Annotated in this window: 23 protein-coding genes and 1 pseudogene; 13 read left to right on the top strand and 11 right to left on the bottom strand. The window is 67.2% G+C overall.

All coding sequences use genetic code 11. The annotated features are described in order from the left end of the window. Window positions 1–37: 37 nt before the first annotated feature. Window positions 38–349, top strand: a pseudogene (locus KIH07_RS11060) (DUF1653 domain-containing protein); the annotation flags it as partial. Between the two features lie 15 nt (window positions 350–364). Further along, window positions 365–604: an oxidoreductase-like domain-containing protein gene (locus KIH07_RS11055; RefSeq protein WP_413465801.1), complete on the top strand. Its 240-nt coding sequence runs from the start codon at window positions 365–367 to the stop codon at window positions 602–604. A gap of 47 nt (window positions 605–651) precedes the next feature. Here KIH07_RS11055 and KIH07_RS11050 read toward each other — a convergent pair whose 3' ends face one another. Together KIH07_RS11050 and KIH07_RS11045 are read right to left on the bottom strand one after the other, a co-directional pair. Further along, window positions 652–1746, bottom strand: a complete 1095-nt coding sequence (locus KIH07_RS11050; protein WP_226492013.1) for a PA0069 family radical SAM protein — start codon at window positions 1744–1746, stop codon at window positions 652–654. 76 nt (window positions 1747–1822) lie between these two features. Continuing rightward, window positions 1823–2863: a type I asparaginase gene (locus KIH07_RS11045; RefSeq protein ID WP_226492012.1), complete on the bottom strand. Its 1041-nt coding sequence runs from the start codon at window positions 2861–2863 to the stop codon at window positions 1823–1825. A 192-nt stretch (window positions 2864–3055) separates the two neighbouring features. Between KIH07_RS11045 and KIH07_RS11040 the strand changes: the two genes are divergently transcribed. Then, window positions 3056–3871 carry a helix-turn-helix domain-containing protein gene (locus KIH07_RS11040; RefSeq protein WP_226492011.1) on the top strand — a complete coding sequence of 272 codons (816 nt, stop codon included), beginning with the start codon at window positions 3056–3058 and terminating at the stop codon, window positions 3869–3871. A 225-nt stretch (window positions 3872–4096) separates the two neighbouring features. Here KIH07_RS11040 and KIH07_RS11035 read toward each other — a convergent pair whose 3' ends face one another. Further along, window positions 4097–5890, bottom strand: coding sequence for a monovalent cation:proton antiporter-2 (CPA2) family protein (locus KIH07_RS11035; RefSeq protein WP_226492010.1), 1794 nt, complete (start codon window positions 5888–5890; stop codon window positions 4097–4099). Between the two features lie 303 nt (window positions 5891–6193). Here KIH07_RS11035 and KIH07_RS11030 point away from each other — a divergent pair, with 303 nt between their 5' ends. Then, the gene (locus KIH07_RS11030; RefSeq protein ID WP_226492009.1) at window positions 6194–7186 is read left to right on the top strand and encodes an ABC transporter ATP-binding protein; all 993 of its coding nucleotides are present in this window, start codon (window positions 6194–6196) and stop codon (window positions 7184–7186) included. After that, window positions 7183–7953 carry an ABC transporter permease gene (locus KIH07_RS11025; RefSeq protein WP_264181832.1) on the top strand — a complete coding sequence of 257 codons (771 nt, stop codon included), beginning with the start codon at window positions 7183–7185 and terminating at the stop codon, window positions 7951–7953. Before KIH07_RS11030 ends, KIH07_RS11025 begins: the two co-directional genes overlap by 4 nt. 21 nt (window positions 7954–7974) lie before the next feature. On the opposite strand, the gene KIH07_RS11020 is transcribed toward KIH07_RS11025, so the two are convergent. The 8 genes from KIH07_RS11020 to KIH07_RS10985 all read right to left on the bottom strand — a co-directional run bounded on the left by KIH07_RS11020 (window position 7975) and on the right by KIH07_RS10985 (window position 15627). Continuing rightward, window positions 7975–9246, bottom strand: coding sequence for a D-amino acid dehydrogenase (locus KIH07_RS11020; protein ID WP_226492008.1), 1272 nt, complete (start codon window positions 9244–9246; stop codon window positions 7975–7977). After that, on the bottom strand, window positions 9243–10199 hold the full coding sequence (locus KIH07_RS11015) for an ornithine cyclodeaminase family protein (RefSeq protein ID WP_226492007.1): 957 nt from the start codon (window positions 10197–10199) through the stop codon (window positions 9243–9245). The genes KIH07_RS11020 and KIH07_RS11015 overlap by 4 nt, the downstream gene beginning before the upstream one ends. A gap of 34 nt (window positions 10200–10233) precedes the next feature. Then, window positions 10234–11136, bottom strand: coding sequence for an amino acid ABC transporter substrate-binding protein (locus tag KIH07_RS11010; RefSeq protein ID WP_226492006.1), 903 nt, complete (start codon window positions 11134–11136; stop codon window positions 10234–10236). Window positions 11137–11150: 14 nt separating this feature from the next. Beyond that, on the bottom strand, window positions 11151–12560 hold the full coding sequence (locus KIH07_RS11005) for an amidase (protein ID WP_226492005.1): 1410 nt from the start codon (window positions 12558–12560) through the stop codon (window positions 11151–11153). After that, window positions 12557–13243: an amino acid ABC transporter permease gene (locus tag KIH07_RS11000; protein WP_226492004.1), complete on the bottom strand. Its 687-nt coding sequence runs from the start codon at window positions 13241–13243 to the stop codon at window positions 12557–12559. The genes KIH07_RS11005 and KIH07_RS11000 overlap by 4 nt, the downstream gene beginning before the upstream one ends. Then, window positions 13240–13887, bottom strand: a complete 648-nt coding sequence (locus KIH07_RS10995; RefSeq protein ID WP_226492003.1) for an amino acid ABC transporter permease — start codon at window positions 13885–13887, stop codon at window positions 13240–13242. Before KIH07_RS10995 ends, KIH07_RS11000 begins: the two co-directional genes overlap by 4 nt. A gap of 8 nt (window positions 13888–13895) precedes the next feature. Then, a complete protein-coding gene (locus tag KIH07_RS10990) occupies window positions 13896–14684 on the bottom strand; it encodes an amino acid ABC transporter ATP-binding protein (RefSeq protein ID WP_226492002.1) in 789 nt (262 codons plus the stop codon). Between the two features lie 73 nt (window positions 14685–14757). Further along, the gene (locus KIH07_RS10985; protein ID WP_226492001.1) at window positions 14758–15627 is read right to left on the bottom strand and encodes an ABC transporter substrate-binding protein; all 870 of its coding nucleotides are present in this window, start codon (window positions 15625–15627) and stop codon (window positions 14758–14760) included. Window positions 15628–15778: 151 nt separating this feature from the next. On the opposite strand from KIH07_RS10985, the gene KIH07_RS10980 reads away from it, so the two are divergent. From KIH07_RS10980 to manD, 8 genes are all read left to right on the top strand, one after another. Beyond that, window positions 15779–16879: a GlxA family transcriptional regulator gene (locus KIH07_RS10980; protein WP_226492000.1), complete on the top strand. Its 1101-nt coding sequence runs from the start codon at window positions 15779–15781 to the stop codon at window positions 16877–16879. 186 nt (window positions 16880–17065) lie between these two features. Beyond that, the gene (locus KIH07_RS10975) at window positions 17066–17785 is read left to right on the top strand and encodes a FadR/GntR family transcriptional regulator (RefSeq protein ID WP_226491999.1); all 720 of its coding nucleotides are present in this window, start codon (window positions 17066–17068) and stop codon (window positions 17783–17785) included. After that, a complete protein-coding gene (locus KIH07_RS10970; RefSeq protein ID WP_226491998.1) occupies window positions 17782–18795 on the top strand; it encodes an L-idonate 5-dehydrogenase in 1014 nt (337 codons plus the stop codon). The genes KIH07_RS10975 and KIH07_RS10970 overlap by 4 nt, the downstream gene beginning before the upstream one ends. Before the next feature lie 41 nt (window positions 18796–18836). Next, on the top strand, window positions 18837–19805 hold the full coding sequence (locus tag KIH07_RS10965) for a sialic acid TRAP transporter substrate-binding protein SiaP (RefSeq protein ID WP_413465735.1): 969 nt from the start codon (window positions 18837–18839) through the stop codon (window positions 19803–19805). Between the two features lie 10 nt (window positions 19806–19815). Next, window positions 19816–20427 (top strand): TRAP transporter small permease, encoded by a 612-nt coding sequence (locus tag KIH07_RS10960; protein ID WP_226491997.1) that lies wholly within the window; start codon window positions 19816–19818, stop codon window positions 20425–20427. 13 nt (window positions 20428–20440) lie between these two features. Beyond that, a complete protein-coding gene (locus tag KIH07_RS10955; protein WP_226491996.1) occupies window positions 20441–21847 on the top strand; it encodes a TRAP transporter large permease in 1407 nt (468 codons plus the stop codon). A 133-nt stretch (window positions 21848–21980) separates the two neighbouring features. Beyond that, window positions 21981–23504, top strand: coding sequence for a UxaA family hydrolase (locus KIH07_RS10950; protein WP_226491995.1), 1524 nt, complete (start codon window positions 21981–21983; stop codon window positions 23502–23504). A gap of 17 nt (window positions 23505–23521) precedes the next feature. Continuing rightward, a complete protein-coding gene (gene manD, locus KIH07_RS10945; protein WP_226491994.1) occupies window positions 23522–24733 on the top strand; it encodes a D-mannonate dehydratase ManD in 1212 nt (403 codons plus the stop codon). The last annotated feature ends 5 nt before the right edge of the window (window positions 24734–24738 follow it).

Genomic DNA, 24738 nt, shown 5'->3' with positions numbered 1-24738 from the left:
GCACACTCGGGGCCCCGCTTCGTTCCCCCCCGCGCCCATGACCGCCCCCGCCGACCAGGACCTGCCCCCGCTGAACCCCACGCCACCCGGCCTGTACCGCCACTACAAGGGCGGCTGGTACGAGGTGATTGCACCCCCAGCCCTGGCTTGGCCAGGCCCCCCGAGGGGGTGCGATCGTTCTTGGGGCGGCCCGACGAACGATCCCGACACCGTGCGCTGCAGCGAGACGCTGCAAGGCATGACGCTGTACCGCGCGCTCTACGGCGGCTTCGGCCTGTGGGTGCGGCCGGCGGCGATGTTCAACGCCTCGGGTCTGTTCGACGGCAAAGAACAGCCCCGCTTCGCGCGCCACGACCCCGCCGCCGTGCCGCTGGGCGAGCTGCCCACGGCGCACGCGCTGATCGCCCACCTGCGCGGTCTGGCGCAGCGCCAGCGCGGCATCGACCTGGACACCGCCCTGCGCCCACCGCCGCCCGAACCCAGCACCTGCTGCGGGCGCGGCTGCAACGGCTGTGTGTGGGAAGGTTTCTACGAAGCACTGCACCACTGGCGGGTGGACGCGCTGGCGATGATCGGCCCGGCGCTGGCGCCTCCTGCCCGCTGACCGGCCCGCGCGGTTTTCAAGGCTTCAACCCAACCGCGCCTCTGCGCTCAAAACAGATCGCCCTGCCCGCGCAGCGCCGCCGGCCGGAACTGGCCCGTGTCCAGCGCCTCGCGCTCGCGGTTGAAGCCGAGCCGGTCGCAGGCCTTCACGAAGCGCTGGCGCAGCAGGTCGGCCCAGATGCCCTGGCCCTTCATGCGGGTGGCGTAGTCGGCGTCGTAGTCCTTGCCGCCGCGCATGTCCTGCACGCGCGCCATCACGCGCGCGGCGCGGTCCGGGTGGTGCAGCTCCAGCCACTGGCGGAACATGTCGCTCAGCTCCCAGGGCAGGCGCAACACTTGGTAGAAGGCGCGGCGCGCGCCCGCTTCAAAAGCGGCTTCGAGCACCTGCTCCATGTCGTCGTTGATGAAGGGAATCTGCGGCGACACGCTCACACCCACCGGCACGCCCGCCTCGGCCAGCGTGCGGATGGTGCGCAGGCGCCGGTGCGGCGCGGCCGCGCGCGGCTCCAGGATGCGCGCGAGCTTCGGATCCAACGTGGTGATGGTCACGTACACCGCGGCCAGGCGCTGCGCGCCCATGGGCGTGAGCAGGTCCAGGTCGCGCTCGACGCCGCTGCCCTTGGTCACCAGGGCCAGCGGGTGGTGCGCGGTGCGCAGCACCTCGAGCACGGCGCGCGTGAGGCGCAGATCGCGCTCGATGGGCTGGTAGGCGTCGGTCACGGTGCCGATGACCAGCAGCTCGGGCACGTAGGCCGGGCGCAGCAGCTCGCCGCGCAACACCTCGGCGATGTTGCGCTTGGCGACCAGCCGGGTCTCGAAGTCGAGCCCGGGCGAGAGGTTCAGGTAGCTGTGGGTGGGCCGGGCGTAGCAGTAGATGCAGCCGTGCTCGCAGCCCCGGTAGGGGTTGAGGCCCTGGTTGAAGCCGATGTCGGGTGAGTCGTTGCGGGTGATGGCGCTTTTCGCGGTTTCCCAGCTCACCTGGGTGGCCGGTGCGGCGGCTTCCTCACCCCGGGCGAGGGCCTCGTCCAGCGTGCCCCAGCCATCGTCGAACGCGGCGCGCGCGTCGCGCTCGAAGCGGTGCGGCTGGCGGTGGGCCACGCCGCGCCCTTTGAGGGCGTGCAGGGGGATGAGGATGTCGGGCATGGGCGGCAGAAGTACGAACCGATACTGTACAAAATACCAGTATTTTCGCCTAGCCCAGACCCCCACCGTCTGTCGCTCAGGTAGCCGGCGTCAGCTCCCCGCACAGCGGCTGGCCCAGGCGCTCGCGCACCCGGTCGGGGTCGGTTTCGGTGCCCAGCAAGACGTGCAGCTTGGCGAAGGCGGCTTCCAGCGTCATGTCGGCGCCGGGCACCACGCCTGCCTGCGTGAGCGCCGAGCCGGTGGCGTAGGCACCCTGCACCACCGGGCCGGTGGCGCACAGGGTGGTGTTGAGCAGCACCACGCCGCGCTGGCTGGCGCGCTCCAGCGCCTGCATGAAGGAGCGGTCGGCCTCGGGGGCGTTGCCCACGCCATAGCTGCGCAGCACCAGGCCGCGCACGTGGGCACAGCCCAGCAGCGCGTCCACCACATGGCCGCTGATGCCGGGGTAAAGGTTGAGCACCGCCACGGCCTGGGGGTCGAACGCGGGCACGATGAAGCGCTGCTGCGCCGGGGCGCGCAGCAGGCGCTCGGTGTGCACCTGCAGCTCGATGGCCAGATCGGCCAGCGGTGGGTAGTTGGGCGAGCCGAACGCGTCCAGCGCCTGGCTGGCGATCTTGCTGCTGCGGTTGCCGCGCCAGAGGTGGCGGCCAAAACACAGCCCAACCTCGGGCACCCGGTGGTGCGCGGCCAGCTGCAGCGCGGCCTGCAGGTGCGCGGGCGCGTCGCTGCGCGGCTGCAGCAGCGGAATCTGCGAGCCGGTAAAGATGACCGGCTTGTCCGTGCCCTGCAGGATGAAGGACAGGGCCGACGCGCTCCAGGCCATGGTGTCGGTGCCGTGCAGCAGCACGAAGCCGGTGTACGCGTCCCAGTTCGCCAGCAGCGGCTCGGCCATGCGCTGCCAGTGCAGCGGGCTGAGGTTGGCGCTGTCGATGGGGCGCTCCAACGCCACCACGTCCAGCTCGGGCAGTTCGTCGCTGGCGCTGCGCTGCAGCGTCTCGCGCAGGCGCCCGGCGAAATCGGGCATGGGCCGGTAGCCCTCGGGCGAGGGCTCCATGCCCACCGTGCCGCCGGTGTAGAGCACGAGGACGCGTTGATTCGGACGGGCATCCGCGGTCATGAAGGGACTCCGTTCAGGGTTCGGCCTGTTCGGACCGCCGTGGCGGCCTCGAACAGGGTGTTTGTGTGGTGGGGTTCCCGACTGTGGGCGAACGCACCGCCGGTGGGGATTCGCGGCAATGCCGCAGTCTGACGCTCAATGGAGCAAAATGTGCGCCAGAGTGCGCCAATCCGATTTTTCACCGGCAACCCCATGAACGAAGACTTCGCCCGCAACCTGCGGCTGCTGTGCGGCTACTACCCCTCGATCGCCGACGTGTGCCGGCGCCTGGAGATCAACCGCCCCCAGTTCAACCGCTACCTCAGCGGACGCTTCCGCCCCGGTGGCCACACCCTGCGCCGCCTGTGCGAATTCTTCGGCGTGGAAGCGCACGAGATCCTGCTGCCCAGCGCGCAGTTCGAGCGCCTGGTGCAGGTGCGGCCGCGCCGCCCGGCCAGCGAGGCCAGCACCACGCCCGAGGCCCCGCACCTGGCGCACCTCAAGGCCATCGGCTCCGCCGGGCTCGACCGCTTCCTGGGCTATTACTTCGAGACCTACCTCTCCATGGCCTACCCCGGCCAGGTGCTGCGCACGCTGGTGGCGTTCGAGCGGCACGAGGACCGCGTGGTCTACCAGCGCACCGAGCGCCTGGCCGAAGACCCGCACGACAAGGCCTACCACGGCCTGTACCTGGGCCTGGTGCACCTGCTGACCGACCGCATCTTCCTGTGCGACTACGAAACGCTGACCGGCCTGGAGATGACGCAGACCATCCTGTTCCCCTCGTACAAGAACCGCGTCACGCGCCTGACCGGCCTGCGCCTGGGCGTGTCGGGCAGCGGCGAGCGCATGCCCTGCTGCGCGCGCGTGGTGTACGAGTACCTGGGCCGCCGCATCGACGTGCGCCAGGCGCTGCGCCTGTGCGGCCTGTACGCGCTGGACGACCCCGGCATCGACGACGCCACGCGGCGCGCCATCGCCAACGACATCGCGCCCGGCGAGTGGCACTTGCGCGCGCGGTTTGCTTGAAAGCCCCCCCGCGCCGCTTCGCGTCACCCCCCAGGGGGCAACGCGAGTGGCCCGGCGGAGCCGGTTCCACCGCGTTCTGGGCTTGGGCACTGCGCTCCGGCGATGTTCACGCTGGTCGTGAAGCGTGTGCCCTCCACAGGGGCAACGCGGCGCGGCTTGGCGAAGCCAGGACCAAGACGTTCTGGGCGGGCACGGGAACGGGCGTCCGTCATCGGCTGCACCGTTTCATGATGGGCCGGCGGCGGCCTGTTCTTCCTCGTGCCGGGCGTTGCGTTTCGCCACGTTGCCCAGGACCAGCGCTCGGCCGGCGAACAGGCCGCCGGCCACTTCCAGATCGAAGCGTTCGGCGTCGCGGCGGCGCACGCGCTCCATGACCTCGTCGGCCTCGTCCTCGCTCGCGCCGGTGGCCAGCACGGCCTCGCGGCCCAGCACCATGGACGACTCGAAGGTCTCGCGCACGAAGACGTCGGCCCCGGCCTTGGCCAGTTCCACCGCGTGCTCGCGGTCGAAGGCGCGCACGAGCACGCGCGCCTGCGGGCAGGCCAGCTTGGCGATCTCGGCGATGCGCGTCGCGGCGGCCTTGTCGTCGATGCAGACCACGATGGCGCAGGCATCCTGCGCGCCGGCCGCGCGCAACACCTCCGCGCGGCTGCCGTCGCCGTAGTAGACCTTGAAACCGTAGGCCTCGACGTCGCGGATCGTCTGCGTGTCGTTGTCGATGATGGTGAGCGTGGCGCCCCGCGCCAACACGCCCTGGCTGGCGATCTGGCCCACGCGGCCAAAGCCGATGATCAACACATTGGCGCTGCGCTCGCGCACCGCTTCCACACCCTCCATCGACACCTCGGCGCGCGACGCGAAACGCTTGTGCAGCAGCACGCTCAGCGGTGTCAGCGCCATCGACAGCACGACGATGGCCGTCATGTTGGCGTTCACCACCGGGTCGATCACGCCCGCGGCCAGTGCCGCCGCGAACAGCACGAAGGCGAACTCGCCACCCTGGGCCATCAGCACCGCGCGGTCCAGCGCGTCGACGTGCGAGCTCTTCGCCAGCCGCGCCACGCCGTAGATGCACAAGGCCTTGACGGCCATCAGCGAGAGCACGCCGGCCACGATCAAGCCCCAGTTGCGCGCCACCACGGCCAGGTCCAGCGACATACCCACCCCGAGAAAGAACAGGCCGAGCAACAGCCCCCGAAACGGCTCGACGTCGGCCTCCAGCTGGTGGCGGAAGGTGGACTCCGACAGCAGCACGCCCGCGAGGAACGCGCCCATGGCCATGGACAGGCCACCGAGCTGCATCAACAGCGCCGCGCCCAGCACCACCAGCAGGGCGGCCGCGGTCATCACCTCGCGCGCCCTGGCGTTGGCCAGCACGCGAAACAGCGGGTTGAGCAACCACAGCCCCGCCGCCACCAGCACCCCCACCGCGCCCGCGGCCAGGCCCACCGTGGCCCAGCGCGAGCCGACCGGCGCGGCCTCGCCCGCGGCGTGGGGCGCCAGAAAGGCCACCAGCGCCAGCAGCGGCACGATCAACAGGTCTTCGAACAGCAGCACGGCCACGATCTTCTGCCCGCGCGGTGCGGCCACATCGCCGCGCTCGCCGAGCAGTTGCATCACGATGGCGGTGGAGGTGAGCACGAAGCCCATGGCGCTGACGAAGGACACCGTCCATGAGAAACCGAAAGCAATGCCCACCAGCGTCAGCAGCGCGCCGCAGACCACCACCTGCAGGCTGCCCAGGCCGAAGATCGCGCGCCGCAAACTCCACAGGTGCGAAGGCCGCATCTCCAGGCCGATGATGAAGAGGAACATCACCACGCCGAGCTCGGCGGTGTGCAGGATGGTCTGCGGGTTGCTGAACCAGCCCAGGCCGAACGGCCCGATGGCCAGGCCCGCGGCCAGATAGCCCAGCACCGAGCCCAGCCCCAGGCGTTTGAACAGCGGCACGGCCACCACGGCCGCGCCCAGCAACATCACCACCGGCAACAGATCGCCGCCCCCGCCTTCCACCGCCATACAGCGTCTCCTCGTGTTTCGTTTGCCCGGGCCGGGCCTGTCCACGCCAGCGTTGCCTGGCCGCAGGGGCACGGCCTTGCCCGGCGGCCTGCGCCGCATTGTCGGCGCTGCGGCCCGCGGCCGCGCAGCGGGCGGCAAATGGCCCCACCGGCGCCAGCGCGCCCATGGGCCCACTCAACCCCCGGCGCTGCAAGGCCGTTGCCATGCCGGTATAAAGTGCAGTTCCCCGACAGCTGCCACCACCACCCCGCCCACGGTTGGCCCCATCCCGCGCGGCAGCGCAGCACACAACGCCAGCACACCATGAACCCATCTCCTGTAGCGGCCGCCTCCGCCGACGCCATCATCAGCGTGCGCGGCCTGAGCAAGACCTACGCCGGCGGCTTCCAGGCGCTCAAGCGCGTGGACCTCGACATCCGGCGCGGCGAAATCTTTGCCCTGCTCGGCCCCAACGGGGCCGGCAAGACCACGCTCATCAGCATCGTCTGCGGCATGGTCAATGCCAGCGAGGGCACGGTGACGGCCGACGGGTTTGACACCGTGCGCGACTACCGCGCCGCCCGCAGCGCCATCGGCCTGGTGCCGCAGGAGCTGCACACCGACGCGTTCGAGACCGTGTGGGCCACGGTGAGCTTCAGCCGCGGCCTGTTCGGCAAGGCGCCCAATCCCGCCTACATCGAAAAGGTGCTGAAAGACCTCTCGCTGTGGGACAAGAAGGACACCAAGATCATGGCGCTCTCGGGCGGCATGAAGCGCCGCGTGCTGATCGCCAAGGCGCTGTCGCACGAGCCCAAGATCCTGTTTCTGGACGAACCCAGCGCGGGCGTGGACGTGGAGCTGCGGCACGAGATGTGGCGCATGGTGCGCGCGCTGCGCGAAGCGGGCACCACCATCATCCTCACCACGCACTACATCGAAGAGGCCGAAGACATGGCCGACCGCATCGGCGTCATCAGCCAGGGCGAACTCATCGTGGTGGAAGAAAAAGACGTGCTCATGCGCAAGCTCGGCAAGAAGCAGCTCACGTTGACGCTGCAGCAGCCCATGCAGCAACTGCCCGAGGCCCTTGGCCGCTGGCCGCTGAGCCTGGCCGCGGACGGCCACGCCCTCACCTACACCTTCGACACCCAGCAGGAAGACACCGGCATCGCCGCCCTGCTGCGCGCCCTGAACGAGCACGGCATCGACTTCAAGGACCTGCATTCCAGCGAAAGCTCGCTCGAAGACATCTTCGTGAGCCTGGTGCACCAGCCGAACGCCCGCCACCAGGGCGACACCCAGAAAGCCTACGCATGAACCGCATCAACCTGCACGGCGTGCGCGCCATCTTCCACTTTGAAATGGCGCGCACCTTTCGCACGCTGGGCCAGAGCATCGTGGCGCCGGTGCTGTCCACCTCGCTGTACTTCATCGTCTTCGGTTCGGCCATCGGCTCGCGCATGGGCGACATCGACGGCGTGAGCTACGGCGCCTTCATCATCCCCGGCCTGCTCATGCTCTCGCTGCTGAGCGAGAGCATTTCCAACGCCTCCTTCGGCATCTACATGCCCAAGTGGTCCGGCACCATCTACGAACTGCTGAGCGCGCCCGTGAGCTGGGTGGAGGTGCTGCTCGGCTACGTGGGCGCGGCGGCCAGCAAGAGCCTCATGCTCGGCCTGCTGATCCTGGCCACCGCGCGCGTCTTCGTGCCCTACGACATCGCGCACCCGGTGTGGATGGTGGGTTTCCTGATCCTCACCGCCGTCACCTTCTGCCTGTTCGGTTTCATCATCGGCCTGTGGGCCGACAGCTTCCAGAAGCTGCAGGTGATCCCGCTGCTGGTCATCACCCCGCTGACCTTCCTGGGCGGCGCGTTCTACAGCATCAACATGCTGCCCGAACCCTGGCAGACGGTCTCGCTGTTCAACCCGGTGGTCTACCTCATCAGCGGCCTGCGCTGGGCCTTCTACGGCGCGGCCGACGTGCACATCGGCGTCAGCACCGGCATGACGCTGCTGTTCATGCTCGCCTGCCTCGCCGTGGTGTGGTGGGTGTTCAAGACCGGGCACCGCATCCGCCGCTGAGCTGCTTCTCAGCCCCGACCATCAGGACGGGGCGCCGCATTCGGTGCTGGTTTCGGTGATCCGCTCCATGGATTCCCGCAGGGGCCAATGGCTCATGATCTGCCGACCCAGCACCACGGCACTGCCCGCAGCCAGCGTGAACCCCAGGGCGCCATGGCCCGCGTTGACGTAGAGATTGGCCGGCCCCATCTGCCCGATGACTGGCACGGCGGTGGGGGTTGCCGGGCGCAGGCCCGCCCATGGCTGGGTTTCATGGAACTCGCAGGCACCGGGGAACAGCGTGTCCGCCGCCTTCACCATCTGCTGGATGCGGGAAGGGGGAATGGACAGGTCGTGCCCGACCACCTCGGCCATGGCCGCCACCCGAAGGCGCCCTCCCAGTGGCGCAAAAACCGTCTTTCGCCCGAGATCGGTGACGCTGACCGATGGCGCCTTCTCCGTCGAACGAATCGGCAGGGTGATGCTGTAGCCCTTGATCGGACAGATCTGCAGCGACACCTTGACCGACGCGGCCAGCTTTGGGGCCGCTGCACCGTTGGCGATCACAAACACGTCCGCATCGAGCGCGCCGCCGGGCGTCTGTGCCGCAACGATCCGGCCGCCCTTGACGGAAAAACCCGTCACCGCCGTCTCAAAGTGCACCTGCCCGCCCAGGCGCAGCAGGCTCTCCGTCATCTGAAGGCTCAGGGCATGCGGATCGCCCACACATTCGTCGGCCGTCCAGACCCCACCCGAAAACCGCCCCAGATACCCACCCAGCGCGGGCTCTTTGTCCACACAGGCCTGCGGGCTCAACACGGCCTGCTGGCACCCCAAATCAGACTGGAACCGCACCTGCGCCGCTTGCCGCTGCAACGTGTCGGCGTCCGGACACAGCACGAGCTTGCCGTTGCGCTGAAAAGAAAACCGCCAGGCCTCCCGATGCATCCACGCCTCCAGGGTGGCGCGACTGAGCTGGGCCAGCATGAGCAACTCCCGGGTGCCCTGGCGCGATTGCCGGGCGTTGCAGGCGCTCAGGAACTTCAGACACCACCACCACTGGCTCGCGTCCAGTCGCAAGCGAAAGCGCAGCGGCGAGTCGCGCGACAACAGCATGGAGGGAAGCCCCAGCAGGGTCGCGGGAGAGGCCAGCGGCTCGACATAGCTGTAGCTGAGCTGGGCACCGTTCGCAAAACTGGTGCCGCGCCCCGGCCCCCGGTCGCTGTCAACCAGATGGACCTCGCACCCCTGCAGAGCCAGCTGGTACGCGGTGGCACAGCCCACGATGCCGGCGCCGACAACACAGACCTTCATGCAACGGCCTCCCGCAATCCACCCACCAGGCCTGATCGAGACGCGCGCTGGTAAGCCAGGTAGGCGCAGGCGGTGTCCGCCAGACCCGTGCCCACGGACTTGAACACCGTGATGCCCAAGCCGGCATCCGGCCAGGGCGCCTTGCCGCCATACAGCATGGGCAGGTCCAGCGTCTTGTCCAGCTTCGTGGCTTTGGCCGCGTTCCAGAGAACGATGTCGCCAGCTTCCTCCATGCTCTGAGGCAACCACTCCACGATCACACGCTCCGCCCGATCCAGCGTGGCGTCGTCCAGCTCGCGGCCCTTGGGCGAACTGATGCCGACCGCGGCCACAAAGGCCCGCGACTTCAGCCAATGCCCCAAAAAGACCGGCTCCGTCGAGCGCGTGGCGGTCACCACAACGTCGGCGCCCCGCACAGCCTCTTCCGCTGAACAGGCGTAAACGCTGGCACCGGTGCTGAGCGCGAACTGTCTGCACCAGTCCTCGTTACCCTGTGGATCGACCACGGCAATCTCCTGAAACGGAAGCACGCCGCACAAGGCTGCGGCCTGGGCACGGCCCTGCACGCCAGCGCCAAACAGCGCCAGCTTGCTCGCGCCCGCCGGCACCACCTTGCTCGCGATCAGGGCCGTCTGGGCGGCCGTGCGAAAGCGGGTGAGCTCGTTGCCCTCCAGCACGGCGAGAGCCCTGTTGCTATCGAGATCAAACAGGTTGACGAGGAAGCTGAACCGACCGGCCAGCGTGGGATACACCTTGACCGCCGCCACGTGGCGGCCGGTCCAGATGCCTCCCATCGAACTGAGCCGAGCGTCGGCACATTCGCTGCGGGTTCGTGGGTGCACGCTGGCCCGTCCGGCCCCGAAATCCTGGTAGGCCTGGTCCAGCACGTCGATCACGCTCCCGTAGTCAAGGAGCCTGGCGACGTCGGTGTCATGGATGAAGAGTGGTTGCATGGTTCAACGGAGGTGAGCGGGCAGGAGGGCCACGTTAGGGAATGCCGTATTTGTTGGGGAACCGGATGTTCTCTTTCATGTAGATGCTCATGGGGATGCGCAGGCGTTCACCGTCGAACCACTTCCGGTAGATCGACAACAGCTCCCCCGAACGCATCAGGTCCAACAAGGTGCGATCAACCACTTCCCTCAGCAGGCGATCGTCTTTGGGCAGCATGAAGGCGTAGGGCTCCACCGTCATGAACGGGCCCGTGACCGCGAGCAGGTCCTTGAGCCTGGACGTGGCCATCAGCCCATAGAGCAGCACGTCGTCCTGCGCGTACGCGTCGACCGTTCCGTCCTCCAGCGCGCTCAATCCCTCGGCGTCAGACGCCACCACGACCACCTGAACGCCCACCTCCATCTGCATCTTTTTGAAGCGTTCTTCCGCTGTGGTTCCACCGGTGACCGCAACACGCTTGCGTGCGAGGTCATTGACCCTGTTGATCCTCAGTGTTTTCCTGGCGAGCAGTCGAAGGCCGGTATTGAAAAAGGTGTGGGAAAAATCCACATCCTTCTGGCGGGCCATGGTGTTGGTGTTGCCCCCACACTCCAGGTCGATCGCTCCGGACTTGAGCATCGGGATGCGATCCGATGCCTTGATGGGCAGGAACTCGGGCGTCAGGTCGGGGCGACCCAGCCGTTGGCGCAGGTTGTCGATCACCCGTCGGCAGATGTCGATCGAATAGCCCACGGTCTGACCCTGCGCATCCTGGAAGGCGAACGTACCGGGCGTGGGTATGTACCCCACCCGGATGCGACCGCTGTGGGCCATGCGAGCCAATGCCGGGCTGTCCTGCGGCGAGGGCATGGCATCCGCAGCCCATGCGGCCAGCGATGAGCCCAGCAGCCATGCGGTCAACAGGCGTCGGCCCAACAGGGAAAGGATCGGGTTCACATCTCACCCCGCCTTCAGTCAAGTCCACCGGGCCGCAGCCGGTGCCACGGTGTGGCCTGCTCGAAGGCGTGACCCAGGCGAAACACCAGCGGCTCGTCCCAGGGGCGCCCGATGAACTGAATGGAGATGGGCATGCCCTCGGGGGAAAGACCCGCCGGCACGGCCAGAGAACACAGATTCATGAGATTGACGAACCGCCCGAAGCGCGACAAGGGTGTGGCCAGTTCGTCCACGTCGGCCACCGGAATGGCCGAGATGGCGTTGGTGGGAAACACACAGGCCTCGATGCCGTCCATGGCCGCCAGCATGTCGTTGCGTGCGGCATCGCGCGCGCGCAGCAGGCGCAGGTACTCACCGGCGGCCGTGTCGCGCCCCAGCAGGATGCGCCGCCGGATGTTGGTGTCGAACCTCAGATCGGAGCGTTCAAACAGCGCCCCGAGGTGGTCGTACCCCTCAGCGCTCATCAGCTGGCCGGCGATGCGCATGGAGTCGGCGCAACGCTGGGGAAGCGCTTTTTCAACCAGCTGCATGCCCAGACCCTTGAGCGTCGCCAGGGCCTCGTCGTATGCGGCCAGTACCGCCGCCTCCACCCCCTCCCTTTCCTGTTCGGGCAAGACCCAGAGCCGGGCACCGCGCGGCATCGCATCCACGCCATCCAGGACACGACGAACCGGTGCCTGGTGCGACACGGGGTCCAGCGGATCGGCACCGGCCATCACGTCCAGCAAGATGGCACCATCCCGCACGCTGCGCGCCAGGGGCCCCACCGTGTCGTGGGTCGGGCACAGCTCGATCAGGCCGTGCCGACTGATCAGCCCGTGTGTGGTTTTCAGCCCCACCAGGCCGCACAGCCCGGCGGGTATGCGCACCGAGCCACCGGTGTCGGTACCGATGGCCGCGCAAGCCAGGCCGGCGGCCACGGCCACCGCCGATCCGCTGCTGGACCCCCCTGGAATCCGGTGCGTCTGCATGTCCCAGGGATTCCAGGGCGTGCCCATGACCTCGTTCGTGCCCCATCCCCCAAAGGCGTATTCCACTGTGTGGGTCTTGCCGATCACGATGGCGCCCGCGCATCGCAAGCGCTCCACCACCGTGGCCGTGGTGGTGGATATCCGGGCTGGCAGGGCCACCGAGCCACCCGTGATGGGCTTGCCATGGATGTCGAACAGATCCTTCACCGCCACGGTGACGCCGTGCAAGGGGCCGAGGCGAATGCCGGCCCGGCGCAGGCGGTCCATGGCCTGCGCGGTCTCGCGCGCTTCTTCGGCATAGACATCGACAAAGGCGTGCAGCTTGTGGTCCAGCCGCTGGATGCGATCCAGTTGCTGTTCCACCAGCTCCACGCTGGTGAGCTCCCCCGCATCCAGGGCTTGCATCGCCTCTTCGATGGAAGAAAAAGCAGGATTGAACAGAACAACGCTCATGCCACCCCCAACACACGTCGACCACGGTTCAACCGCCGTTCCAGCAGACGCGAGAGCATCGACAGCGGAAACGCGATCCCGAAATAAAACAGACCCACCAGCAGGAAGATGTGCAGCGGAAGAAAGGACTCACTGGAAATGGCCCGGGCCGCCAGCATGAGTTCGTCGGTGGCGATGAGCGCGCACAGGGAACTGTCTTTCAACAAGGCCACGTAGGTGTTGAGCAAGGGCGGCAGCATGATGCGCAGCGCCTGGGGGAACACCACATGGGCAAACACCTTCCAAGGTGACAGGCCCACGGCCAGCGCGGCCTCTCGCTGGCCCCGGTGGATGGCCGTCAGGCCGCCGCGAAGGATCTCGGCCACATAGGCCGAACCATGCAGGCCCAGGCCCAGCGCGCCGGCCCAATAGCCCGAGAGCGTCACCCCCAACGAGGGGAGTGCGAAGTACAGGGCCAGCAACAGCGCCAGCAAGGGAACCGTTCGAACGAACTGCACATAGGCATTGGCAAGCACCGCCAACAGGCCGGATCCGCTGCGCTGCATGGCCACCAGCAGCGCCCCCAGACACAGGGCCAACGCGAAACCCACCAACGAGAGGCTGGCCGTCACGATGGCACCGTCCACCAGCCGCGGACCCCAGTCGGGCAGGTACTCCAGGTAGGTCAGGAAAAACGCGGTCATCGTGCCTTCTCCATGGTCAGTTCGACCCGTTTGAAACCCCAGGCCACGGGCAGCACCATGGCCGCGTACAACAACATGGCCGCCAGATAGATCAGCGTGGTTTCGAAAGTCGATGTCACCAGATTTCGCGCATAGAACATGATCTCGGGCGCGGCAATGGCCGAGGCGATCGAGGTGTCCTTGATCAGCGCAATGGTGTAGTTCGCCAACGACGGGAACGTCGTGCGAAACATCTGCGGCGCGAGCACGAAGCGCAGCGTCTGGCCCGGTGTCAGGCCCGCCGCCAGCGCCGCTTCACGCTGCCCCACATGCAGCGACTTCAGCCCGGCGGCAAACACGTCACACAGCACCGCAGCGCCGACCAGGCCCAGTCCGATCACGGCCGCGAGCAGCGGTGACAGACGGACACCGACCGTGGCCAGACCGAAATACAGGAGAAACAGATGCGCCAGCGCCGGCACGTTGCGCATCCACTCGACGTAGGCCGCCAGGCCCAGTTGCACCAGCCGGTTGTGCGAGAAGACCCGCACCACCGCCAGGAAAAACCCCAGCACGCTGGCGATCACGAAAGCGCCGATGGCCACCTGGAGTGCGGTGACCGCACCCGTCGCCAGGGTGGCGAGAATGCCAGCAAAGGTCCCCATGGCCGTCGTCATGCCAGATGGCCGGCGCCCGCGCCGACCTGCCCCAGGAAGCTGCGCGTGCGGTCCACGCGCGGCGTGTCAATGACCTCGGCGGCGCTGCCCTGCTCAACGATGTGCCCCTGGTCCATGAAGATCACGCGGTCCGCCACGTCACGCGCAAACCGGATCTCGTGGGTCACCAGAATCATGGAACGGCCCTCTTCCGCCAGCTCGCGGATCACACCCAGCACCTCACCCACCAGCTCGGGGTCCAGCGCCGACGTGGGTTCATCGAACAGGATCAGCTTGGGCCGCTGCGCCAGTGCGCGGGCGATGGCCACACGCTGCTGTTGACCGCCCGACAGCCGCTCCGGGAATTCGTCGGCCTTGTGGCGCAGGTGCACCTTGTCCAGCATCTCTTCGGCCATTTCGTGGGCCTCGGCCCGCGCCATGCCGCCGGCCCGAATCGGCCCGAGCGCCACGTTGTCGCGCACGTTCAAGTGCGGCCACAGGTAGAAGCCCTGGAACACCATCCCGATCTCGGCGCGCTGCGGAGCCAGTTCACGGTCCGACATCAGGCGCAGCCCGCCGCGTCCGTCGGGCAATTGCCCGATGCGCTCGTCCTCCAGAAAGATGGAGCCGCCCGTGGGCCGCTCCAGGAAGTTGATGCACCGCAGGCAGGTGGACTTGCCCGAACCGCTCGGCCCGATCAAGGACAGGGTCTCGCCCTTCTGCAGATCCAGGGAAATGCCCTTGAGAACGTCGAGCGCGCCGTAGCTCTTCTGGAGCCCATCGACACGCAATAGGTGCTGTTTCATGGTGGGTACGGGTTGGGTCGGAAAATCGACGACGACAAAGGACCGCGGCCACGTGTGGCGCGGTCCTTCGGCATCACTTGCAGCCGGGCAGTGTCCAGTTGGCCGGGCGGTCAACCCCTGCGCGGAAGTTCTTGCCCGCGGGCACGTACCAGACGTCCTGCACCAGGCCGTAGCGCGCGCCAATCTTCTTGAGCTCGCACGTCTGCCACAGCTTGGCGATCTCGGCGTTCACCGCAGCGGCCAGCTCGGGGTTGTCCTTGTTCATGCCAAACACCACCTGACCCAGACCGGTCAGCAGCGGAAAGTCGGGGTTGTTGTCGGTGAACGCGTTGAAGCGCAGGTTCCACTGCGCATTGCGGGAGATGGCGTACTGCACCACCGGCGGATCGCCAATCACGGCGTCGATGCGGCCAGCCAGCAGGTCGCGCACGGCGGCGTCCGAGGTGTCGTACTGGCTCAGTTGCAGGCCATTGATCTTGCGCAGCTCGGGGATGAAGGAGAAGCCGGTGATGGTGCCGACCTTCTTGCCTTCCAGGTCCTTCAGGGTGGACCAGTTCGTCTTGGACGACTGCATGATCCCGTTCTTGAAGTAGTGGATCGGGTCGGAGAGCGTCATGATCTTCGAGCGCTGCTCGGTCCAGCCCATGGTGCCGGCCATCACGTCCACGCGCTTGGCTTGCACCGAGGCGATCGTGCCCGACCACTCCATCAACGCGGGCTTGACCTTGAGCTTGAGCGCATCGGCCACCCGCTGCAGGATCTCGCCGTCGTAACCGACCATGCTGCCGTCCTGGTAGCCCGTGCCCGGCATGTCACCGGTGAAGGCAATGGTGAACAACCCCTTCTCGATCGTTTGAGGAGACGGTTGGGCGAAGGCCAGCGGCATGAAAGCCGCGGCACCAAAAACTGCGCACATGGCGCGCACCAGAAACGAGCGCTTCATATCGACTCCAGGAAAAAGGTTGACGAAAAGTGGGGGAAGAAACGCCGAAGGGGCGTGAAATGGATCATCGGTTTGCACCCTGTTTTTGCTGTTGCAGGGGACCGCTGTTAAATTGAACGTATGCGACATGCATGGAAAACCCCTAGCCAGAATGGCCAACCGACCCAGCAAGCCAGGACACACCACGCCGACGCCCGGCACCAATGATGTCGGCGAGGGGGCGGGTGGCCATCTGGTCGACCGGCTGGACGTGGCGACCGGCCGGAACGCCCAGGACGGCGCCGTGGAACTGCGCATTGGCATCCTTCTGTGGCCGCGCTTTCCACTGCTTTCACTGGCGGGTTTGTGCGACGCGCTCCGCCATGCCGCGGACGTGGGCGACCAAAGCCGGCAGGTGCGCTGTTCGTGGAGCGTGCTGGGCCTTCCCGGCACCAGCATCACCGCCAGCTCGGGTGTGGAGATTCCAGTTCAGGAAGCGCTTCGGCCCGGCAAGAAGTTCGACTACATCGCCGTCATAGGGGGCCTGCTGCCGTTCATGGACAGCGTTGAACCCCAGTACCTGGACTTCCTGCGCCAGGTCGATGACGCGGGCACACCCCTCATCGGCATCTGCACCGGCACCTTCGCACTGGCCGGCCTCGGGCTCATGAAAGGCAAGCTGGCCTGCGTGCACCCCTTCCACGTCGACGACTGGAAGCGGATGTTCCCCAAGGAACGCTTCACCACCAACTGCGACCACGTGTTCGACGGCAACCGCATCAGTTGCGCGGGAGGCGTGTCGATCATTGAACTGGCGGCCGAACTGATCCGCATCCACTGCGGGCCGGATCGCGCCGCCAAGGTCGTGCACCAGATGACCGTGTCACAACGGTCCTCCTCGTCGCACATTGCCCGCCGACACGCCCTGGGCTATGCGTCGGTGGACAACGAGAAACTGCGCCAGGCCATCGTGCTGATGGAGAAGAACCTGTCCACCCCGCTGGAAATTGGCGTCATCGCCAGGCTGGTGGACGCCAGCACCCGCCAGCTGGAGCGCGTCTTCCTGGCCGAGACCGGCGCATCGCCTTCGGAGTTCTACCGAAACTCCCGTTTGAAATACGGCCGCTGGCTGTTGACCACCACCGACTCGACGGTGAACGACATCGCGTTCGAGTGTGGGTTCTCCGACGCCGCGCACTTCATCAGGCACTTTCAGCAGTGCTATGGCGTCGCGCCCGGGCGGCTCAGAAAAGCCCTGGCGGAGCCACGCTGAGGCCACCGGCCTCATTCGCCTCCTCTGCGCCCCCGTCCAGGCGTCAGCACCTGGCGTCGTCCACCGCGACCGCCCATCCCGGCGCGCGCCTTCCGGGACTTCATCCGGGTAAACCCCAGCACACCCTGGATCCGACGCGGCCTACACTGCGGTCAATTGGTCTGACCAATTTACCAAATAAAGCCCATGCCCTTCCAGCCCATCGAGCCGCGCCGGCTCTACCGCCAGATCGCCGATCAGCTGCGCCACCTCATCCAGAGCGGCGAATTCGCGGTGGGCTCGCGCCTGCCGGCCGAACGCGACCTGGCCGTGAAGATGGGGGTGTCGCGGCCTTCCGTGCGGGAGGCGCTGATCGCGCTCGAAGTCCAGGGGCTGATCGAAGTGCGCGTGGGCTCGGGCATCGTGGTCATTGCCCGCGAGCCGGTGCGGCGGCTGGACAACGCCCACGGCCCGCTGGAAATCATCCGGGCGCGCCAGTTGATCGAATGCGAACTGGCCGCCGTGGCCGCCCGCAGCGAAGACAGCACCCTGGTGCCCGATCTGGAAGAAACCCTGCGCGAGATGGAGGCCGACATCGCCGCACGCACGCTGCCCATCACCGGCGACCGCAACTTCCATCTGCGCATTGCCCAGGCCAGCGACAACAGCCCCTTGCTGGCCGTCGTCACCCAGTTGTTCGACGAACGCAACGGCCCGCTGTTTGCGCGCCTGGGCAGCCACTTCGAGCGCGAAACCACCTGGAGACAGGCGGTGGCCGAGCACCGGGCCGTGGTCAAGGCGATCGAGCGCCACGACCCACAAGCCGCCCGCAAGGCCATGAGCAGCCATCTGGAACATTCCCACGAACGCTTCTCGGCAGGCTGGACCGCACCGGCCGAAGCCGAAGCCCATGGGAGCACTTCGTGAGCCTGGCCTGCACCCTGCACGGCCCTCTGCAACTGAGCGTGGAGCAACTGGCGCCGGTCGAACCGGCGGCGGGCCAGGTGCGCCTGCGCCTGGGCGCGGGCGGCATCTGCGGCTCGGACCTGCACTACTACCAGCACGGCCGCGCGGGCGCCTTCGCCATCCGGGCGCCCTTCGTGCCGGGCCACGAGGCTTCGGGCGTGGTGGAGGCCGTTGGCGCCGGGGTCACCCGGGTGCGGGTGGGGCAGAAGGTGGCCGTGAACCCGGCCCATCCCTGTGGCGCGTGCCCGGCCTGCCGCGCGGGCCGCAGCAACCTGTGCGAACAGATGGTGTTCCTGGGCAGTGCCGCGATCTTTCCGCACCTGCCGGGCCTGTTCAGAGAACAGTTCGTGGTCGCCGAATCGCAGCTCACGGCGGTGATTGAGGACGTGAGCCTGGGCGAGATCGCCTGCGCCGAGCCGCTGTCGGTGGGGCTGCACGCGGTGCACCGCGCCGGCCCCTTGCTGGGCGCCACGGTGCTGGTCACGGGCGCCGGCACCATCGGCTGCATGTCGGTGATCGCCGCGCGGCTGGCCGGCGCGGGCCGCGTGCTGTGCAGCGACCCGAGCGAACGCGCGCGCGACATGGCGCTCACGGTGGGGGCCGACGAGGCCCAGCCCGACACCCGCTCATGGCAAGGCCAAGTGGATGTGGCGATCGAGGCGGCGGGGCATCCGGCTGCGCTCGCCGGCTGCCTGTCTGCCGTGCGGCGCGGAGCCCGCATCGTGCAGGTCGGCACCTTGCCGCCCGAGCTGCCGTTCCCGGCCAACGACATCATGACCCGCGAGCTGGACTACGTGGGTGCGTTTCGGGCCGACGTGGAATTCGACTGGGCCGTTCAGGCCATCCGCAGCCGGCGCGCCGACGTGCGCCAGCTCATCAGCGCACAGATCCCGATCAGCGAATCGAAGGCGGCTTTCGATTTGGCTTTGGACCGCAGCCGCAGCACCAAGGTGCAGCTCATCCCTGGCTAGGGGCCGGCTGACACCGCATCCACAACGACAGGAGACAAACCATGAAATTGCAATACCTCACGCTGACCCTGGCCGCTGGCCTGATGGCCGCAGCTCCGGCCTTCGCCCAGACCAAACTCAAGTGGGCCCACGTGTACGAGACCTCCGAGCCTTTCCACACCGCCTCTGTGTGGGCGGCCGAAGAAATCAAGAAACGCAGCGCTGGCCGCTTCCAGGTGGACGTGTACCCCGCCTCGCAACTGGGCAAGGAAAACGACATCAACCAGGGCCTTTCCCTGGGCACGGTGGACATCATCATCTCGGGCTCCAGCTTCGCGGCCAAGGCCTTCCCCCGCATCGGCGTCACCTACTACCCCTACACCTTCCGCGACGTGGACCACCTGCTGGCCTACACCAAGAGCGACATCTACAAGGAACTGACGGCGGGCTACGAGCAGAAGAGCGGCCACGAGATCATTGCCACCACCTACTACGGCACCCGCCACACCACGAGCAACAAGCCCATCACCAAGTGCGCCGACATGAAGGGCCTGAAGATGCGCGTGCCCGACGTGCCGGCCTACCTGGCCATGCCACGCGCCTGCGGCGCCAACACCTCGCCCATCGCTTTCGCCGAGGTCTACCTGGCGCTGCAGAACGGCACCGTGGAAGCGCAAGAAAACCCGCTGCCCACCATCGAAGCCAAGAAGTTCTTTGAAGTGCAGAAGCACATCGTGCTCACCGGCCACATCGTGGACCATCTGAACACCGTGGTGGCCGGCGGGGTGTGGAAGAAGCTGTCGGACGCCGACAAGAAGATGTTCACCGAGGTGGCGCAGGAGGCCGCGGCCAAGGCATCGAAAGAAGTGGCGGCGCGCGAGGCCGAACTGGCCGCCGTGTTCCGCGGCAAGGGCGTGAGCGTGACCGCGGTGAACACCGGCGAGTTCCGCGACACCGTGCTGAAGAACGTGGCCTTCGAGCAGTTCGGCTACCAGAAGGCCGACTGGGACCGCATCCAGGCCGTCAAGTAAGGCGGACCGCATGTCGCTTCAAAGCGTTCTGCCCGATGTGGGTGGTGCAGCGGAGTCGCACCCGGTCGAGTCCAGCGCGCAAGCGCTGGTGGCCAGCTTCGCGGAGGCCGACCAGCACCCGGTGAACCTCTCGGGCTACGGCATCGAAGACTGGGTCTGCCTGGGCTTCTTCTGGACCATGGCCGGCCTGGTGTTCCTGCAGTTCTTCAGCCGCTACGTGCTGAACGACTCGTTCGCCTGGACCGAGGAGCTGGCCGTGTACTGCCTGATGCCGGTGGTGTTCATCGGGGCGTCCATGTGTGTGCGGCGGATGCGGCACATCCAGGTCAACCTGCTGTACCGCTACCTGCCCACCCCGGTGGGCCGGGCCCTGTCGACGGCGGTGGACATCGCCGCCATCACCTTCTACAGCTATGGCGCCTGGCTGATTGCACGCTACGCGCTGGCCGTGGACAACGAACCCATGACCACCATCAACTGGAACAAGAGCCATGTGTACTGGCTCGCGTTTGCCGGGTTTGCCCTCATGGCCCTGCGTGCTGTACAGGTGGCGGTGGAAAACTGGCGCCGAGGCTTCTCGGCCCTGCAAAACCCCGGCTTCTTTGACGGTTCGGCCGGCTGAACGGAACCCCACCATGCTGATCCTGATTCTTTCCTTCCTGGGCCTGATGCTCTGCGGCCTGCCGGTGGCCGTGGCCATGGCCGGTGGCTCGCTGATCTACATCCTGGTCTCGGGCAGCGTGCCCGACATCGTGCTGGCCCAGCGCATGATTGCCGGCATCGAGTCTTTCCCGCTGCTGGCCGTGCCCTTTTTCATCCTGGCCGGCAACCTGATGAACATCGCCGGCATCACCGGTCGCATCTACAACTTCGCCATCGCGCTGGTGGGCTGGATGAAGGGCGGTCTGGGTCAGGTCAACATCGTCGGCTCGGTGATCTTCTCGGGCATGTCGGGCACGGCCATCGCCGACGCGGCGGGCCTGGGCTCGATCGAGATCAAGGCCATGAAGGAACACGGCTATTCCACCGAGTTCGCGGTGGGTGTGACGGCCGCATCGGCCACGCTGGGCCCGATCTTTCCCCCTTCATTGCCCTTTGTGATCTACGGCATGATGGCCAACGTCTCCATCGGCGCGCTGTTCGTGGCCGGCATCCTGCCCGGGCTGTTCATGACCGGTCTGATGATGGCCACCGTGGCCTACTTCGCCCACCGCAATGGCTGGGGCGGCGACGTGGCCTTCCACTGGGGTCGCCTGGGCGGCGCGGCGCTGGAGATCCTGGTCGTGCTGGCCTTCCCGATGGCGGTGTGGCTGGCGGTCAAGGCCGGTGCATCGGTCAACCTCGCCGCCGGGGCAGGCTTCGTGGCACTGCTGGCGCTGGACTGGCGCTACAACTTCTCAGCCGTGCTGGCCCTCATGGCACCGGTGATCCTGATCGGCGGCATGACCATGGGCTGGTTCACGCCTACCGAGGCTGCCGTGGCGGCGGTGATCTGGGCGTTGTTCCTGGGCCTGGTGCGCTACCGCTCCATGACCCTGCGAACGCTGGCACAAGCCACGTTCGAGACCATCGAGACCACGGCCTCGGTGCTGTTCATCGTCACCGCCGCGTCCATCTTTGCCTGGCTGCTCACCACCACGCAGGCCGCGCAGGCCCTGGCCGACTGGATTCTGTCCATCACCAGCAACAAGTGGGTGTTCCTGTTGCTGGCCAATCTGCTGATCCTGTTCGTGGGTTGTTTCATCGACACCATCGCGGCCATCACGATCCTGGTGCCCATCCTGCTGCCCATCGTGATCAAGCTGGGCATCGACCCGGTCCAGTTCGGCCTGATCATGACGCTGAACCTGATGGTCGGGCTGCTGCACCCGCCGCTGGGCATGGTGCTCTTTGTGCTGGCACGCATCTCCAAGCTCTCGGTGGAGCGCACCACCATGGCCATCCTGCCCTGGCTGATTCCGCTGATGCTGGCGCTGATCGCCATCACCTACATCCCAGCGTTGACGCTGTGGCTGCCGCAGCAAATGGGCTTGTTGAAATGACACCCCCGCCGCGCTTCGCGCGACCCCCTCAAGGGGGCGGCACTGGCCGTCCGGCAAAGCCGGCCCGGCGGTGCCCTGGGCTGGACCTTCTCATGCGTTGCGGTGCGCACTCCGGCACCTTGGAAAAACTGAAATGAATCCCGTCATCCGTATTCATCCGAACGACGACGTCGTCATCGCCCGCCAGCAGCTGCTGGGCGGCACGCGCATCGAAACCGAAGGCATCACCGTGTCGGGCCTCATTCCGCCCGGCCACAAGATCGCGGTGCGCGCCATCGCAGCGGGCGAGCCTGTGCGCCGCTACAACCAGATCATCGGCACCGCCACCCAGGCCATTGCGCCCGGGCAGCACGTGCACACGCACAACCTGGCCTTCAGCCGCTTCGACCGCGGCCACACGGTGGGCGGTGACGTGCGGCCCGTGGCCTACGTGGACACGCCGGCCACGTTCGACGGCATCGTGCGCGCCGACGGCCGTGTGGCCACGCGCAACTACATCGGCGTGCTGACCAGCGTGAACTGCTCGGCCACCGTGGCGCGCGCCATCGCCGACCATTTCCGCCGCGACATCCACCCCGCAGCGCTGGCCGCGTTCCCGAATGTGGACGGCGTGGTGGCGCTGACCCACGGCGCAGGCTGCGCCACCGACAGCGAAGGCGAGGGCCTGCACGTGCTGCGCCGCACGCTGGCCGGCTACGCACGCCACGCCAACTTTGCGGCCGTCATCGTGGTGGGCCTGGGCTGCGAGACGAATCAGATCCAAGGCCTTCTGGCGCAGGAAGGCCTGCGTGAAGGCGCCAAGCTGGTGACCTTCAGCATCCAGGACACGGGCGGCACCGCCAAAAGCGTGGCGCGCGGCATCGAGGCCGTGCAAGCCTTGCTGCCCGAGGCCAACGCCGTGCAGCGCCAGCCCGTGCCCGCCAGCCACCTGGTGGTGGGTTTGCAGTGCGGCGGGTCCGACGGCTACTCCGGCATCAGTGCCAACCCGGCGCTGGGCGCGGCGGTGGACCTGGTGGTGCGCCACGGCGGCACGGCCGTGCTGTCCGAGACGCCCGAAATCTATGGCGGCGAACACCTGCTGCTGCAACGTGCGGTGTCGCAAGCCGTGGCCGACAAGCTCGAAGCCCGCCTGCGCTGGTGGACCGACTACTGCACGCGCCACCACGCCGAGATGGACAACAACCCCTCGGCCGGCAACAAGGCCGGCGGGCTGACCACCATCCTGGAGAAGTCGCTCGGTGCCATCGCCAAGGGCGGCACCACGCCCCTGGTGGACGTGTACGAATACGCTCAGCCCATCACGGCCAAAGGCTTTGTCTACATGGACACGCCGGGCTACGACCCGGTGTCCGCCACCGGCCAGGTCGCCGGCGGCGCCAACCTGATCTGCTTCACCACCGGGCGCGGCTCGGCCTATGGCTGCGCGCCCTCGCCTTCGCTCAAGCTGGCCACCAACAGCGCGCTGTGGGCCAAGCAGGAAGAAGACATGGACATCAACTGCGGCACGGTGATCGACGGCAGCGAGAGCGTGGAGCAACTGGGCGAACGCATCTTTTTGGAGATGCTGGCCGCAGCCTCGGGCCGCAAGACGAAAAGCGAGCTGCATGGCTACGGCCAAAACGAATTTGTCCCCTGGGCGCTGGGCGCCGTGATGTAACCCTTTTCTCTCAAACCATGAAAATCACCTCCGCCAAAGTCATCGTCTGCGCGCCCAGCCGCAACTTCGTGACCCTGAAGATCGAAACCGATGAAGGCCTGACCGGCATCGGCGACGCCACGCTCAACGGCCGCGAGCTGGCCGTGGCCAGCTACCTCACCGACCACGTCATCCCCTGCCTGATCGGGCGCGACCCGCAGCAGATCGAAGACATCTGGCAGTACCTCTACAAGGGTGCCTACTGGCGCCGCGGCCCGGTGACCATGAGCGCCATCGCGGGCGTGGACACCGCGCTCTGGGACATCAAGGCCAAGGCCGCCAACATGCCGCTGTACCAGCTGCTGGGCGGCAAGAGCCGCACCGGCGTGATGGTCTACGGCCACGCCAACGGCAAGGACATCAGCCAGACCGTGGAAGAGGTGCTGCGCTACAAGGAGATGGGCTACAAGGCCATCCGCGCGCAGAGCGGCGTGCCGGGGCTGGAGAAGGTGTATGGCGTGGGCCGCGGCAGCATGTTCTACGAACCGGCCGACGCCGACCTGCCCAGCGAACACGACTGGTCCACCGAAAAATACCTGCGCCATACGCCCGAGCTGTTCGACAAGGTGCGTGCTGCCGTCGGGCCGGACATCCACCTGCTGCACGACGCGCACCACCGCCTGACGCCCATCGAGGCCGCACGCCTGGGCAAAGACCTGGAGCCCTTCCGCCTGTTCTGGCTGGAAGACACCACGCCGGCCGAGAACCAGGAGTCCTTCCGCCTGATCCGCCAGCACACCACCACGCCGCTGGCCGTGGGCGAGATCTTCAACACCATCTGGGACTGCAAGGACCTGATCCAGAACCAGCTGATCGACTACATCCGCACCACGGTGGTCCACGCGGGCGGCATCACCCACCTGCGCCGCATCGCCGACCTGGCCGCGCTGTACCAGGTGCGCACCGGCTCGCACGGCGCCACCGACCTCTCGCCGGTGTGCATGGGCGCGGCGCTCAACTTCGACCTCTGGGTGCCCAACTTCGGCATTCAGGAATACATGCGCCACACCGACGAGACCGACGCCGTGTTCCCCCACGCCTACAGCTTCAAGGACGGTTACATGCACCCTGGCGAAGCGCCCGGTCACGGCGTGACCATCGACGAGGCGCTGGCCGCGAAGTACCCCTACAAACGCGCCTACCTGCCGGTGAACCGCCTGCAGCACGACGGCACGCTGACCAACTGGTGAGGGTG

Origin of the sequence: Hydrogenophaga taeniospiralis (assembly GCF_020510445.1) — a bacterium.
Taxonomy (GTDB): Bacteria; Pseudomonadota; Gammaproteobacteria; order Burkholderiales; family Burkholderiaceae_C; genus Hydrogenophaga.
The sequence above is the reverse complement of the archived record's forward strand: the minus strand, read 5'-3'. Positions and strand labels throughout refer to the sequence as shown.